Raw genomic sequence first — 15,183 nt, 5'->3', positions numbered from 1 at the left:
TTCGCAATGTGCATACGGCCGACGACAAGACGAGGTCGTTGTAGCTCTGAGTGTCCGTTGTCTGGGCGGAGCCGACGCTCCACTGCTCGCGCTGCTGCGGCGGCCAACGGCCGGAGTTGGCTGGCTACCGCCGTTGCGCTTCCGCCAGCTTGAGGCAGTAGCGGTACATCGCAGGGAGCGGAGCAGGGAGATCGCCCGGCCAGCGTGCTGGGACTTGGGGATAAGGTTCGATAACGTTGCCTAGTCGCGCGTCAGCAGGCAAAGGCGGTGCATGCAGACTCGGTCGCCGAACGCCAGGCGCACGCCGCGACATCAGCTGAGAGTAGACGCCGCTGGCCGGCAACTGGCGGAACTGCGCACCCAATTTTCGGCGGAACTCGAGTGCGCGAGAGAACAGGTGGCCATCGTGCAGGAACACGCCGAGGCCAGCGAACGTTACGCGCTGCGCAAACTGGACCAAGAAAGCACCTTGTTTGGATGACCCGAACTCGCCGAGTCGCATTTAGGGGAGTGTGACTACCGCTTTGCTGCCACGTTGGAAAAACTGACCCTGGTAAGCGAAGCGCCCCTTAGCGAGGGATTTTGCCAAGGCTGGGCGCGTGCGAGGCGATAAATATGATCTATGAGTATCTTATAGGAGGGCGTGGCTGGCGCCGGCCTTTTAGCCATCCTGCAAAGTGACGAATTAGCTCCGTAGAAGGAAGGCTTCAATCATTATCGCGCGCCCCATCGTGTACACAAGCTGTTCTGCGGCCGGGCTATGTATGCCTTTCGGCACCATCGATATGGTGCCGACTCCCGAGCGAACTGCGGAAGTGGTTGGCGTCATGAACTTCATGAACTATCATGGGTTCATGACCGTACACCGCCGTATTTCTCTTCGCGCGCGTTTCGCCGCCGGCCCCGTCCGATTCGAATCTGCGCAGCTTCCGATTAGCCGGGCTCGCGCTCGGCGTGCGGCATCCTCTGCTGCAGCGCGCGAGCAGCAACTCGCCACGCCCCGTGAGCTAGTTGAGACCGCAGTGGCTCTCGTCAACGACGCGTCCCGTGAGGTCGCGTTGTCTGTCGAGGTCCAGCACGAACTGGACGCCGCACTTGGCAGGATCGTTCGCATCTTTGCGAAGCCGAATCGTCCGTTCCGCGAGCGTCGTTCTATGGCTGCCGGAGAGCCTGTGGCACATGCCGGCGGGGTTGCACATTCCGATCCGCTGCAGGAGGCGCGCGAACGTGGTCGGCTGGCAGCCGCACGGGAGTGGGAACAGCCGGAAAACCTGTCTCTTAAGGACGCCGCGCTTTATGCGGGACGTTCGGACCGCGCCATCAACCAGGACCGCCAGGCGGGTCGCCTCTATGCCCTCGTGCTGCCAGGGCGCGAGCGAGGGTTTCGCTACCCGTCGTGGCAGTTCCACGTCGATTCCGAGCGGCTGGCCGCAGTGCTTGCACCATTCGTGGCTGCGGGAGCGAGCAGTTGGGTTATCCATAATTTTCTGCATCGCCCGCAAGAAGGCCTGGAGGGACGCACGCCGGCGGATTGCATCGCCGACGCAGCGGCCCCGATAGACGCCGTTGTGCGGCTCGTCGACGCGCGGTATCGCGACGAGCAGGGCGCCGCATGACCTTTAGCGCAGAGGATTTGGGGTGTCCGCTGCCGCCGGCCGACCTGGCCGACCGTCGGCTTGCCAAAAGGATGCTCGATCTCGAGAGGGTAGCGCTCTGGCGGGTCCATCGCGCGCACCTGGACCCTATTTACTACAACCGCCGCGCGCCGGGCGTGACCCATTACCGGTTCGATGCGGCAGGCGGCGAGTTCGGCGTCCTCTATGCAGCTCCCAGCTTTGCCGCGTGCATGGCCGAAGCGGTCATTCGGGAGCGTTTCCAGGGACAACGTCTGCCGCTAATGCTCGATGAGCATGAACTGAGCAGCCGATGCGTTTGCAGGCTCGCCGTGGCCGATCGCCGGCCTCTCGTGCTCGCTGATCTTACCGGTGCGCTGACTGCCCTTGGCATGGACGCTCGAGTGTTTTCGGTCACCGACTACCTTGGCCCGAACCTGTGGAGCTCGGCATTGCATGCGGCATTTCCTCGGATCGACGGCTTGTATTTTCAGTCGCGCCTGGCGGGTGAGCCCAGCGTCGCGATCTTCGATGACCGCGCCCAACTGGTGCCAGCAGGTATGCCAACTCCGCTATTCGACTTTCCCGAATTGGGCCCCTATCTGACGGCCAATCAAATTGGCCTAGCGCCAACTGACGACGATTGGACGTCGAACGCCTAGCGCGGTCAGGCGGCGTGTCTGAGGGGCACTCACGGCTTTCGGCTCCTGATTCATCTCCCAACCCTGGGTTTAGACATAATTGCTGGATATGTCGCACGACCTGGCAGCCGTCACCGCTTATTTGTTTTTGCCGCTGGCGATGCGCTTCACCGACCGGCGTGTAGCTGAGTATAGCGATGCCGATATGGCTGTGCCCCGGCGTCCTGCGCCGGGCTCCTCGGCCTGATGGTGGGCTCGCTGTTTGCTAGCGGCCGCTAGCACGACTTTTTGCTGTCGAACAACTTGCCGCCCACACCGATTCCGACCTTCCACGCGGGCACTCGATCTCGTCGTAGGTCTGCGCGAAGGCTGGCGCCGCCAGCGCCGGGTCGCCGCGCGCGGATTGGACCGAGCTAATGCCAGGCGGCAATGGCGGCGTCGCAGTGCTAATCTGAACGAGGGACTGGGGCAAGGCGCCTTCCGGCGCGCCGCCATCGACTGGGAGAGCGATCATGAGTCGTTTGCCGCTCGGCAATATTGAACCCGGCACCTCGGATGTGGAAATTGGGGCCTTCCTGGAAAAGTACGGGTTCCCCCCGTTCGATAACCTCGAACATGAGGAGGGCGATGGTTCGCACCCGGCCGTGCTGCTGATCTACGGCAACCTCGACCCCATGGTGCTGACCAAGTTGCAGGAGCGCATCGACCACATGTACTGGAAGAAGCGCGAATTGACCGCGTCTATCCTGCATGACCGCTTTGCGTGAGCGGCGGACGCCATGGGGGAATGGTTTTCTCTCCTTACCCGTTCTGATGAGGGTTGTAGCCATCGGCGCAATGTCAACAAAAACGTGCCCCGATAAGCGATGTCCGCAGGCCGCTCAGGCCGTCGCCCGGCCCTTTGCCGGCGCGGCTTTCAGCCCGGCCAGCAGCTTGGGTGGCAGGAACGGCAGCGAGCGCAGCCGCACGCCCGTGGCGGCGAAGACCGCGTTGGAGACTGCGGCCGGGATCGTCGCCGGCGCCATCTCCCCGGCGCCCCAGGGCGGTGCCTCGGGGCGGTCGATCAGGCTGACCGTGATCCGGGGCACGTCGGGAAAGCGCAGAATCGGATAGCTGGCCCAGTCAAGCGACGTCACGCGATGCGCATCGAACTGTAATTCCTCCAGCAGCACGCGGCTGATGGTCTGGACGATGCCGCCTTCGATCTGGTTGCGCGTGCCGTCGGGGTTGATGATCTGCCCGCAGTCATGGCTGCACCAGACGTCGGTCACGCGGATATGGCCATCCTCTTTGTTGACGGCCACTTCCAGTACGGTGGCCACGTAAGTCCGGTCGTTGTCGTAGCGGACGAATGCCAGGCCGCGTCCGCGCACCACATCGCGCGGATCGCCCTTGCGGCGCATCGCGCGGGCGGTCTTCACATTCCAGCCGGCCAGTCTGGCCACGTCCTCCAGCACCGCGCGGGCGCGCGGATCGGAGAGGTAATCCAGCCGCCATTGCAGCGGGTCCGCACCGGCCGCGGCGGCCAGTTCGTCGAAGAAGGCTTCGTTGGCGAAGGCATTCTGCAGTCGGCCCGGCGAGCGCAGGTGCGCCGTGCGGAATGCGCTATCGGTCAGCTTGTGGACCTTGGTGCTGACGTTGGGCAAGGTGTAGAGGATGTCCGCGTTCTTCTGGATATTGCCGGTGACGTAGGAGGTGCGCGGAATGCCAGAGGTGATCGTCGCCAGCAGCGGAAACTCCTCGATGGTGCCTTTCTGTGCCGCCACGTAGAAGTCGGACTTCCAGGCTACGGGATGATGCTGTGCGTCCAGGCCGCCCTCGAGGTCGATGGCGGTGGGCGGGCTCTTGGGATCCCAGCCGTGCTCGTCGGCGCGCATCCATTGCACGCGCACCGGCGCGCCGGCCAGTTGCGAGACCAGCGCGGCATCGGCCGAGCAATCCTCGTGGCCATTGCGGCCATAGCAGCCGGCGCCGTCCAGATAGATCAGCCGGACGCTCGCCTTGTCGAGGCCAAGCGTGACGGCGATCTCCCCCTGCAGCGAGTGGGTGGACTGCGCGGCCGACCAGATCGTGCACTGGCCGTCGCGGAAGTCCGCCACGGCGCAGGCGGGGCCGATCGACCCGTGCGTATGCGGCGGAAACTCATAGGTCGCCTTGAGCCGCTTGCTGGCGCCAGCCAGCGCCGCGGCGATGTCGCCCTTGTCGGCGGCGGTTTCCACCTTGTTCACCGGCAACCCGCGCCAGTACGTGTACATCTGGTCCTGCGGAGGGAAATGCGGTTTATCGTCCCACTGCACCTTCAGCAGGCGGGCGGCCTTGACTGCGCCCCATTCGCTCGGGCTCAGCACGGCCAGGAAGTCCTGCTTGCGGACGATGCGCACGCCGGGCAGGTCGCGGATCGAGGTCTCGTCGACGCTGACCAGCCGTGCACCGGGTCCGGCCGGGCGGATGACCCGCGCATGCAGCATGCCGGGCAGTCGGAAGTCTTGCATGAAGGTGAACTGGCCGGTGACCTTGCCGGGGATATCGACGCGCGCCATGGTCTTGCCGACCAGCTTGCGGTCCGCCGGCGCCTTCAGCGGCACCCTGGGATCCAGCGCCACCTCCAGTGGCTTGCCGGAGACGAGTTCGCCATAGCCGATGCGGCGATCCCCGGCGCGCGTGGCGATGACGCCGTCGGTGACGGTCAACGCGTCCCGTGAGACGGCCCATTGCGCGGCGACGCGTGACACCAGCGCCTGCCGCGCGCTGGCGGCCGCCCGTCGCAGCGTACCGCCGCCGTCCTGGATCGTCAGGCTGCCGGCGGTCTGGCCCTGGTCCAGCGTCAGCAGCGTGTCGCCCATGATCATGTCGACGTGGTTGAATGGCACATCGAGTTCCTCGGCCACCATCTGCGCCAGCGCCGTGCGGGCGCCCGTGCCCAGGTCCACCTTGCCGCTATACACCGTCACGCGGCCGTCCGGCGCGATCGCCAGCCAGGCGTCGACCTGGCCCTTCACCGTGGACGTCTTCGTCACGGTCTGTCCGGCGGCATCGACAGCGGTCAGCACCCGGGCACTGGCGGGGGCCGCAAGCCCCGGCAGCGTGAACGACACTAGCAATCCGCCCGAACCCTTGAGAAAAGTGCGGCGATCCATGTCTCAGGCCTCCTTCACCGGCGTACCGGCGGCACGTTGCACGGCCTTGATGATCCGGGTGTGCGTGCCACAGCGGCACAGGTTGCCGGCCAGCGCGTCGCGAATCTGCGTCTCCGTGGGCTGCGCCGTCTGGGACAGCAGCCCCACCGACGTCATCACCATGCCATTGATGCAGTAGCCGCATTGCGCCGCCTGTTCGGCGATGAAGGCGGCCTGCACGGGATGCGGGCGCTCGGGCGTGCCGAGCCCTTCCAGCGTGGTGACCTTGGCGTCGCCGACGGACGACACGGGCAGCACGCACGACCGCGTGGCCGCGCCATTGAACAACACGGTGCAGGCGCCGCACTGGCCGAGCCCGCAACCGAATTTCGGGCCGTGCAGGCCAAGGTCGTTGCGCAGGACGTAGAGCAGGGGGGTATCGCTATCGACGTCGACGGTCCGGGTCTGGCCGTTGACCAGCAATGTGTAGGCCGGCATGGCGCTCCTCTTGTTTGTCTTGTGATTTCAGGGTGCTGGGGACGTACGCGCCCGCCCGGCGCGGCGGCATGGCGGAAATGCCGATGCGGCCGCACGGGCGTGGGGCGCAACAGGTAATCTAGGCGACGCACGGCACGCCAGACAGCCGTGGCCGCGCATCATTTCCACGGCATGGAAATCCGGGCTTTTGACGCGTGGATTTCTTCCTACACTGTGCGGATTCGATAACAGCCGGACCCCGAATGCGACAAGGCAACGGGCGTACAGGAGACTGCCGGAGACTTCCGGATGACCCGTTTTGCCCTCCCGCCCGCCGATCCGTCGGCGCTGACAGCATCGACCGCATCGACTGGAGGCACCGTGGATGCCCGCCGGCGTATCCTGCTCAAGGCGGCGCCCGCCGCGCTGGCCGCCGGCTGGCTGCCATCGCCCCGCGCTGCCACGTACCCCGACAAGCCCTTGCGGCTGGTCGTGCCGTTCGCGGCCGGCGGCCCGGTCGATGCGATTGCGCGGCTGTTGTCGCGCCAGATGGGCGGCAGCCTGGGCCAGCCCGTCATCGTCGAAAACCGACCGGGCGCCGGGGGCGTGATTGGATTGGGACAGGTCACCAGCGCGCCGGCGGACGGCTACACGATGGTGCTGTCGTCGATCCAGTTCGTCACCAACCCCGCGCTGATGCCGTCCGTGCCCTACGTGGCGGACAAGGACTTCGCGCCGGTGACGGTCGTCGGCTTTATTCCGCACGTGCTGGTGGTGCGCGCCGACTCGCCCGCCAGGACGCTGCAGGAACTGGTGGCGCAGGCCAGGCGCGCGGGCGGGTCGATGAGCTATGGCTCCTCGGGGGCCGGCACCTCCGCGCATCTTGCCGGGGCGCTGTTTGCGGACCGTGCCGGCATCCAGGTCGTGCATGCGCCGTATCGCGGGGCTTCGCCTGCGGTCACGGACCTGCTGGGCGGCCAGATTCACTTCATGTTCCTGGACACGCCCACGGCGCTGCCTTACCTGCGTGGGGGCAAGCTGCGTGCGCTGGCCGTGGCGCCGGCCAGTGGGGCGAAGGTGTTGCCCGACGTGCCGACGGTGGCCGCCTGCGGCTATCCCGGCTTCGACATCCACGCGTGGTACGGCATGCTGGTGCGCGCGGGAACGCCGGCGCCGGTGCAGCAACGGCTCTACGACGAGATCCGCACCGCGCTGCAAAGTCCCGCCGGCACGCAATACCTGCACGAGCAGGGCATCGATCCCGGCGGCATGCCCCCGGCGGACTTCGGCGCGTTGATCCGCAAGGATCTGGCGAGCTGGCAGGACGTCGTCCACCGCCTCCACATCACGCTCTCGTAACTTCACCGCCGTAACGCCTACTTCCATCATGCGAATCGCCATTCCCGACGACTACCAGGACTGCGTGCGGACCCTGGATTGCTTTGCCCGGCTGGCCGGTCACGACGTGACGGTCTACCACGACAACGTCAAGGACATCGACGCGCTGGCCGCCCGGCTGAGCGATGCCGACGCCATCGTGCTGACGCGCGAGCGAACGGTTATCACCGCTGCACTGCTGGACCGCCTGCCGCGCCTGCGGCTGATCAGCCAGACCGGCAAGGTCGCGGGCCACATCGACCTCGCGGCCTGCTCCGCGCACGGCATTGCCGTGGCGGAGGGCAGCGGGTCCGGCGCCGCGACGGCCGAACTGGCCTGGGCGCTGATGCTGGCCAGCCGCCGGCATCTGGTGGCTGAGGTCAACCGGTTGCGCGCCGGCCAGTGGCAGGGCCATCTGGGGCAGCAACTGCGCGGCCAGCGCCTGGGGGTCTGGAGCTACGGCCGCATTGGCAAGCAGGTGGCGGGCTTTGGGCGCGCGTTCGGCATGAAGGTGTGGGTATGGGGGCGGGAGGCCTCCACCGCCGATGCCCGCGCGGACGGCTTCGAGGTGGCGCCCTCGCGCGAGGTGTTCTTTGCCGACAGCGACATCGTCACGCTCCATATCCGCCCGACAAGGGACTCGGAGGGCATCGTCACGGCCGACGATCTCGCCCGCATGAAACCGACGGGATTGCTAGTCAATACCAGCCGGGCGGAATTGATTCCGCCCGGCGTACTGGCCGATGCGCTGCGCGCGGGGCGGCCGGGCTTCGCCGCCGTGGATGCCTACGAACGCGAGCCGGTGCTCGGCGCCGACGATCCGCTGCTCACGCTCAATAACGCGCTCTGCACGCCGCACATCGGCTTTGTCGAGAAGGACAACTACGAGGCCTACTACGGCACCGCCTTCGACAATCTCAACAGCTTCTTTGCCGGCACACCGGTGAACCTCGCCAACCCTGACGTCGTGGCCCGCCTTCGCGCTTAGAGGTCGTCTCAAAAAGATCCTGGCGTCGTTGCGCGGCCTTGCCGTACCACTTGTACTGTCTGCGGCCGCGCGTCTAGCCAGGACCGCTTCGCTTCATTTTGAGACAACCTCTTGGGCTCCCTTGCGGCGTCTCTCTTTTTTGCATGCTCACGATGCCTCGCGCGCGCAGGCGCCGGCGTCGCAGCCTGTTGTCGGTCGCTCGTCGTTCGCCATCGGGGCCCGCTCCGCAGGATCATCGGATTGCAGCGTCTCGCCCACCAGTTGCCCGATCAATGCGCCGACCTCCATGTCATCGGCTTGCCCGAAATGGTGGAGGCGAATATTGCCCGCCTTGTCCAGCACGATCAGGCTTGGCGTGCCACGCATGCCGTAGGCCTGCAGGGTCATCGGCACGGCTTGCCCGGGCGTTGGCTGATCCACGCCGATCGGGATGCTCACGCGATATTCGTGGAGAAAGACCTTCAGCGCGTCGATGGTCATGACGGCATGGTGCTCGAAGACTGAATGCAGGCCGATCACCGCCACGTCGTCGCGAAACGTCCGGCGTATGCGTTCCGCCTGCGGAATCCCATGTGAAACGCAGCCGGGGCAAAGCATCTGGAAGGCGTGGATCACCACCACCTTGCCGCGCAAGTCGCGCAATGTGATCGGCTGCCGCGTATTCAGCCATTCCGTCACGGGGAGTTCCGGCGCCGGCATCGGCGATAAGCGGGATTGGGTCATCTTCGACCTCCAATGGGTAGTCTGGGAAAGTGACGACAAGGGGCGGCGCGCTGGCGTCCGGCGAGGCCGTGCATGACGCGCCGCCACCCCTGTCCGGGTGGTTCCAGTATGGATTGCAAGGCCGAGGGCATTGGATACGTTCCGTCCTTTCCGCATACCCATTCGTCCAGATCTGGCCGTCGCGTGCGACCCGGCGCCGCAGCCTCCCTGCGCTGCTTGCGGGCGATTCAATTCCAATTGACGGAATTGACGGGCTGCGTGAAACGACGCATGCGCCTACGCTGTAGCCATCGAAGACGTGCCGCCCGATCCCTGCGGACGACGCGACAACAGCAACAGGAGACAGCCTTGGCATTCCCTTATTTCCGCGCCGCCGTGGTATCCGCATCCGCAATGTTCGCGATCCTGAGCGCCTCGGCGCCCGCCACCACCCACGCCGCGGTATCCACATTCCCCGACAAGCCGATCCGCATCGTGGTGCCGTTCTCGCCGGGCGGCGGGACGGACCTGATCGCCCGCGCGATGGGCGTGGCGATGGGGCAGGACCTGGGCCAGACTGTCGTTGTCGACAACCGCCCCGGAGGCGGCACCATCATCGGCACGGACAACGTGGCCAAGAGCGCGCCGGATGGCTATACGCTGGTCATGGCCACCTTCGCGCATGCCGTCAACCCGAGCCTGCAACCGAAGCTGCCGTATGTCACCGACAAGGCGTTCGCGCCGGTCATGCTGGTCGGCCGCTCGCCCAATGTGCTGGTGGTGCGGGCGGACAGCCCGTACAAATCCGTGCGCGACGTGATCGCGACGGCCAAGGCCCGGCCGGGCCAAGTCTCGTTTGCCTCGCAGGGCCCGGGCACGTCCGCGCACCTGGCCGGGGAACTGTTCAAGAGCTTGGCCAAGGTCGACCTGAACCACATCCCCTACAAGGGCGCCGGCCCCGCCATTACCGACCTGCTGGGTGGCCAGGTGGATTTGATGTTCGCCACGGCCTCCGCGGTCGGCAACCTGCTGGAATCCGGCAAGCTGCGCGCGCTCGGCGTCACCAGCGCCCAGCGTTCGGCCAGCCCGGATCTGTCCAAGGTGCCGACCATCGCCGAGGCCGGCGTGCCCGGCTACGTCGCCGAAAGCTGGTATGGCCTGTTCGTCCCCGCCGGTACGCCTGCGCCGGTGATCGCCCGCCTCAACGCCGCCGCGCACAAGGCCGTGAGCTCCGAGGCGTTCCGCAAGCGCGCCGATGCCGAGGGCCTGATCGTCAGCCCCGGCACGCCCGAGGAACTCGCCCGCTACGTGCGCGGCGAAGAGGTGCGCTGGAGCAAGGTCGTCAAGGACGCCAGGATCAACCTGAACTGATTTCGCCCGAATTTTCCGAGAACTTCACCATGACCGATTTCAACCTGATCCAGCTCGACGTGCGGGACGGCATTGCCGTGCTGACCCTGAATCGTCCCGAAAAACGCAACGCCATCAGCGACGACATGCGCACTGAGCTGATTACCGCGCTGGAACGCGTGACCGCCGACCGCGCCATCCGCGCGCTGGTGCTGACGGGTGCCGGCAAAGGCTTCTGCGCTGGCGGCGATGTCGCCGGCATGCAACGCCGCATGGACGCGCCGCCGGGCGAGGTGGGCTTCAATGGCTGGACCCGCCAGCAGCGCGTGCATCATTCCGTGGGCTTGCTGCACAACATGCCCAAGCCGACCATTGCGGCCGTCAACGGCGGCGCCAACGGGCTGGGTGCCGACATGGCAATGGCCTGCGATTTCGTGATCGCATCGGACGCCGCCAGCTTCACGTGGTCGTATATCCATCGTGGCCTGATTCCCGATGGCGGCGGCATGTACTTCCTGCCGCGCCGCACGGGCCTGCCCGCGGCCAAGGAGCTGATTTTCTCGGGTCGCAAGGTGGACGCCGCGGAGGCGCAGAAGCTTGGCATCGCCGACCGGTTGTCGTCGCCGGAGACGTTGATCGGCGATGCGCTGACGTGGGCCGCCGAACTGTCGCACGGCTCGCCGACCGCACTGGCGCTGGGCAAGAGCATCCTGAACCAGACCTTCGAGCTGACCGCCGACCAGGTCTTCGGGCAGGGCAGCCAGGCACAGGGCATCTGCTACACCAGTGCCGAGCACCGGGAATCCGTGCTGGCCTTCCTGGCCAAGACGGCCGCCGCAAAGGGCTGAGCCATGGCGACCGAACTGATGACCTCCACGTCCGCCGCCATCGCGCGCCTGGTCAAGCCGCGCAGCGTGGCCGTGATCGGCGCATCGGCCGATCCCAACAAGACAGCGGGTCGCCCGGTGTCGTACCTGACGCGCCATGGCTTTGATGGGGCGATCTATCCGGTCAATCCCAAGGTGGATGCCATCGACGGGCTGCGCTGCTATCCGGATATCGGTTCGCTGCCCGAAGTGCCGGACGTCGGCATCGTGCTGCTGGGCGCGGAACGCGCGCATCACGCGGTGCGCGAACTGGCGCGGCGCGGCACGGGCGCGGCGATCGTGCTGGCCAGCGGCTATATGGAGACCGGCGCCGAGGGCGCACGCCGGCAGGCGGAACTGATCGAGGCCGCGGGCGGCATGCGCTTGCTCGGGCCCAACACGATCGGCCTTGTCAACGTGACCGACAGCATTCCGTTGTCGGCCAGCGGCGCGCTGGAGATGGAGCATTTTCCGGCGGGCAGCATCGGTGTGGTGTCGCAGAGCGGCGGCATCCTCGGTGCGCTGCTGTCGCGTGCGGCGGCGCGCGGGATCGGGCTGTCCAAGCTGGTTTCCACCAGCAACGAGGCGGACCTGGACCTGGCAGACTTCGTCGACTACCTGGCCGATGACGACGCCACGCGGGTCATCGCGCTGTATGTGGAAAGCGTGCGCCATCCAAAGAATTTCCGCGCCGCGGCGCTGAAGGCCGCGGCAGCGGGCAAGCCCGTGGTGGCGTTCAAGATCGGCCGCTCGGAGGCCGGGGCCCGCGCGGCGGTGTCGCACACGGGTGCCATGGCCGGGGCCGACAAGATGTACGACGCGCTGTTCCGGCAGGTGGGCGTGATCCGCGCGCAGACCTTCGCGGATCTCCTCGACATTCCCGCGGCGCTCGCCACGGGCCGCGTGCTGCATGGCAATCGCGTGGCGGTGCTGACCTCGACGGGCGGCGCCGGCACGCTGGTGTCCGACAGCCTGGGCGTGTCCGGCTTTGAAACCCCGGCGCCCGATGCGGCCACCGCCGATCGCCTGCGGGCGCTGCAGAAGGGCGATCACGCGGCGCTGGACCGCAATCCGATCGACGTGACGCTGGCGGGCCTGCAGCCCGACCTGCTGCGCGGTGCGATTCGCGCATTGCTGGCCAGTCCGTCATACGACGCGGTAGCGATCATCGTCGGCTCATCCGGGCTGGCCATGCCGGACCTGATGGCCAATGCGATCCGGGACTGCCTGCCGGAGAGCGACAAGCCCGTGCTGGCCTATGTCAGCCCACACGCGCCGCAGGTGGCAGCGGTGCTGAACCAGCGCGGCGTGCCGGCGTTCAGCGCGCCGGAATCGTGCGCCGTGGCGCTCGGCGCGATGCTGGCCGCGGGGCAACTGAAATCGCTGACGCCCACGCAGGGCGCCGCGGTCCGTGCCAACATCGACACGTCCGATCTGCAGCGGGGATCGCTCGATGAGGCCGCCGCCAAGCAACTGTTTGCGCGCTTTGGCCTGCCGGGTGTGCGGGAAGTCGTGGTGACGGATGCGGACGCCGCCGCCAGGGCCGCGCGCGATCTGGGTGACCGCGTGGTGCTGAAGATCTTGTCGTCCACCATCACGCACAAGAGCGACATCGGCGGCGTGGCGGTCAATGTCGCGCCGCAGGACATTCCGGCCCGGCTGGCCAGGATGGCCGATGACGTGAAAGCGCACACCGGCGATGCGCCGACGCGCTTCCTAGTACAGGAGATGGTCAGCGGCGGCGTGGAGCTGATCCTCGGCATGCACCGCGATGCGCTCGGCACGGCGATCCTGCTCGGCATGGGCGGCGTCACGGCCGAACTGTTCCAGGACACTACGATGCGCCTGCTGCCGCCATCGGGCGGCCTCTCGCGTGACGAGGCCCTGTCTATGATCCGCGACCTGAAGACGTGGCCGCTGCTCGATGGCTACCGTGGCCGGCCCAAAGCCGACGTGGAGGCGCTGGCGGATGCTATTGTCGCGTTTTCGGTGATGACGGCATCGGTTGGCACACGGCTGGTCGAGGCGGAAATCAACCCCGTCTTCGTGCTGCCCGCCGGGCAGGGCGTGCGCGCGGCGGACGGCGTGGTGGTGATTGGCGAGGCATGACAGGGAGGGGAGCAGCGATGACGGCATCCACGGAGCGCGTGACGGTGAGTGGGGCAGAAGCGGCAAACGCGGCAAGCGCGGCGGCGGTGGTCGAGCGGCTGATGCAGCAGGCCACGACCTTTATCACGGATGCGGGCGGCTGCCGCATCGTCTGGCGCCGTTTCGGCAGTGGCCCGGCCGTGCTGCTGGTGCATGGCGGCCACGGCAGCTGGCTGCATTGGGTGCGCAATATCGAGGCGCTCGCGGCGCGGCATACGGTCTGGGCACCGGACCTGCCGGGTTACGGCGAATCGGACGATCCGGCGGACGGGGCGCTGCAGTCCCTGATCGACGCGGTGGTCGCGGGCTTTGCCGAATTGCCCGACACGCGCGCGGTCGATCTGGTCGGGTTCTCTTTCGGCGGCCTGACGGCGTCGCACCTCGCCAGCCAGTTGCCGCGTGTGCGCCGTCTGGCGCTGCTCGGACCGGGCGGCCACGGCGGCGTCCGGCGGCAGCAGACGGCGCTGGTCGACTGGCGCCGCGCCGAAGGGGCCGAGGCGCTCACGCAGGCGATGCGCCACAACGTCGAGGCATTCATGATCGCGGACCCCGCCAGCATGGATGCGCTGGCGCTGCTGGCCTACACGGAGTCCTGCCGTCATGCGCGCTTTCGCAGCAAGCACATTTCGCGCGCCGGCGGCCTGGCGGATGCACTCGACCGCTTCGACGGTCCGGTGCTGGTGGCCTACGGCGAGCACGACGTGACGGCCGATCCGCGCGCCGTGCTGGAACAACTGGTGGCGGACCGTCCCCATCGCCGGGGCGCGTTCATCCCGGGTGCGGGGCACTGGGTCCAGTTCGAGGCCCACGACGCCATCAACGCCTTGCTGGAAGAGTGGCTGGCCTGATAGCCAGCTAGCGCTAGCCTGAGAGCCGGCCCGCACGGGCGATCCCGATTTGTGCGAGACTGCCGTCTGTCATTTCCGCTTGACGGAATTGGAGAACAACAACGCAGAAGCGACGCGCAGGAGACAGCACCGTGGATTCGCAGGACGCCCGCAGCCGGGCCCGTGGCCGCCCGGCCAGCACTCTCGCCAATCGTTCGCTCGAACGCGGCATCGAGATCCTGCGGGCCTTCCGGCCCGGTTCCGATGTGCTGGGCAATGGCGACCTGGCCGAGCGTACCGGACTGGCACGTTCTACCGTCTCGCGGCTGACGCAGAGTCTCGTCGATACCGGCTTTCTTCAATACGATGCCGCGCTGCGCGCCTACCGGCTCGGAGCACCGGTCCTCAGCCTGGCGCACGCGATGCATACCGGGTCTGCGGTGCTGCATGTGGCGGCGCCGCTGATGCGCGAACTGGCTCAGGCCGAACATCTCAACGTCGGGCTGGCGATGGCCGACCGCGACGAAATGGTCTATCTCGAATCGATCCGCTACAGCCGCAAGGTGTCACTGCGCACCGTCGTGACCGGGCAGCGCGTACCGATGGCGCTGACCTCGCTCGGACGCGCCTGGCTGGCCGTGGCGCCCGCCGATGAACGGCAAGGGCTGATGGCCGTGTTCGCGCGGCGGTTTCCCGCCGGCTGGGCCGAACTGGAGGCGGAAATCCTGGATGCCGTGGTGCAGGTCCAGCGGCGTGGCTGGTGCGCGGCCAGCTGGCAACCCGAAGTGGTGGCGATGTCCGCGCCGCTGCGGCTGGGACATCATCCGGTGCATGTGCTCAACGTCAGCCTGTCGACCCGCGCCTCCGTCGCGGAGACCGCTCGCGAACTCGAGCCGCACCTGATGCGGCTGGCCACGCAGATTGACGACGCGTTCCGCGCGGGAATCGGGGCCCTCTAGGAGCCCGTCGGGCTTTCCGGCCTTCCAATCGATGATGCCCTGCCAGATAATCGCGGCAGCACAACCGAGAAACTATCCCGATGAGCCGCTTCGTTCCCGTTGACCGAGACACCGCGTAC

Annotated in this window: 13 protein-coding genes and 1 pseudogene; 11 read left to right on the top strand and 3 right to left on the bottom strand. The window is 67.0% G+C overall.

Features of this window, described 5'->3' with window-relative positions:
• Positions 1-246: 246 nt before the first annotated feature.
• From DN412_RS39930 to DN412_RS39915, 4 genes and pseudogenes are all read left to right on the top strand, one after another.
• A pseudogene (locus DN412_RS39930) lies at positions 247-469 on the top strand (DNA-binding protein); the annotation flags it as partial.
• 295 nt (positions 470-764) lie between these two features.
• On the top strand, positions 765-1,616 hold the full coding sequence (locus DN412_RS39925; RefSeq protein WP_115216571.1) for a hypothetical protein: 852 nt from the start codon (positions 765-767) through the stop codon (positions 1,614-1,616).
• Positions 1,613-2,275 (top strand): RES family NAD+ phosphorylase, encoded by a 663-nt coding sequence (locus DN412_RS39920; protein ID WP_115216570.1) that lies wholly within the window; start codon positions 1,613-1,615, stop codon positions 2,273-2,275. The genes DN412_RS39925 and DN412_RS39920 overlap by 4 nt, the downstream gene beginning before the upstream one ends.
• Positions 2,276-2,766: 491 nt before the next feature.
• Positions 2,767-3,021, top strand: coding sequence for an RNA-binding protein (locus tag DN412_RS39915; protein WP_115216569.1), 255 nt, complete (start codon positions 2,767-2,769; stop codon positions 3,019-3,021).
• Positions 3,022-3,135: 114 nt separating this feature from the next.
• Here the strand turns inward: DN412_RS39915 and DN412_RS39910 are convergent, their stop codons facing one another.
• Both DN412_RS39910 and DN412_RS39905 read right to left on the bottom strand, forming a co-directional pair.
• Positions 3,136-5,391, bottom strand: coding sequence for a xanthine dehydrogenase family protein molybdopterin-binding subunit (locus tag DN412_RS39910; protein ID WP_115216568.1), 2,256 nt, complete (start codon positions 5,389-5,391; stop codon positions 3,136-3,138).
• Between the two features lie 3 nt (positions 5,392-5,394).
• Entirely contained in the window at positions 5,395-5,868 is a 474-nt protein-coding gene (locus tag DN412_RS39905) for a (2Fe-2S)-binding protein (protein ID WP_115216567.1), read from the bottom strand.
• Positions 5,869-6,156: 288 nt separating this feature from the next.
• On the opposite strand from DN412_RS39905, the gene DN412_RS39900 reads away from it, so the two are divergent.
• Complete coding sequence (locus DN412_RS39900) at positions 6,157-7,206, top strand: tripartite tricarboxylate transporter substrate binding protein (RefSeq protein WP_115216566.1); 1,050 nt, start codon at positions 6,157-6,159, stop codon at positions 7,204-7,206.
• 28 nt (positions 7,207-7,234) lie between these two features.
• A complete protein-coding gene (locus DN412_RS39895) occupies positions 7,235-8,212 on the top strand; it encodes a D-2-hydroxyacid dehydrogenase family protein (RefSeq protein WP_115216565.1) in 978 nt (325 codons plus the stop codon).
• 147 nt (positions 8,213-8,359) lie between these two features.
• Here the strand turns inward: DN412_RS39895 and DN412_RS39890 are convergent, their stop codons facing one another.
• Positions 8,360-8,911 carry a redoxin domain-containing protein gene (locus tag DN412_RS39890; protein ID WP_244223058.1) on the bottom strand — a complete coding sequence of 184 codons (552 nt, stop codon included), beginning with the start codon at positions 8,909-8,911 and terminating at the stop codon, positions 8,360-8,362.
• Positions 8,912-9,328: 417 nt separating this feature from the next.
• Between DN412_RS39890 and DN412_RS39885 the strand changes: the two genes are divergently transcribed.
• The 5 genes from DN412_RS39885 to DN412_RS39865 all read left to right on the top strand — a co-directional run bounded on the left by DN412_RS39885 (position 9,329) and on the right by DN412_RS39865 (position 15,064).
• A complete protein-coding gene (locus tag DN412_RS39885) occupies positions 9,329-10,285 on the top strand; it encodes a tripartite tricarboxylate transporter substrate binding protein (RefSeq protein ID WP_244223059.1) in 957 nt (318 codons plus the stop codon).
• Between the two features lie 29 nt (positions 10,286-10,314).
• Positions 10,315-11,112, top strand: coding sequence for an enoyl-CoA hydratase/isomerase family protein (locus DN412_RS39880; RefSeq protein ID WP_115216562.1), 798 nt, complete (start codon positions 10,315-10,317; stop codon positions 11,110-11,112).
• An 18-nt stretch (positions 11,113-11,130) separates the two neighbouring features.
• Positions 11,131-13,239 carry an acetate--CoA ligase family protein gene (locus DN412_RS39875; RefSeq protein WP_115216572.1) on the top strand — a complete coding sequence of 703 codons (2,109 nt, stop codon included), beginning with the start codon at positions 11,131-11,133 and terminating at the stop codon, positions 13,237-13,239.
• Between the two features lie 17 nt (positions 13,240-13,256).
• On the top strand, positions 13,257-14,126 hold the full coding sequence (locus DN412_RS39870) for an alpha/beta fold hydrolase (protein ID WP_115216561.1): 870 nt from the start codon (positions 13,257-13,259) through the stop codon (positions 14,124-14,126).
• 131 nt (positions 14,127-14,257) lie between these two features.
• Complete coding sequence (locus tag DN412_RS39865) at positions 14,258-15,064, top strand: IclR family transcriptional regulator (protein WP_115216560.1); 807 nt, start codon at positions 14,258-14,260, stop codon at positions 15,062-15,064.
• Positions 15,065-15,183 lie beyond the last annotated feature (119 nt).

Source organism: Cupriavidus lacunae (assembly GCF_003353055.1).
GTDB classification, from domain to species: domain Bacteria; phylum Pseudomonadota; class Gammaproteobacteria; order Burkholderiales; family Burkholderiaceae; genus Cupriavidus; species Cupriavidus lacunae.
This window is presented reverse-complemented; position numbering and strand designations above follow the sequence as displayed.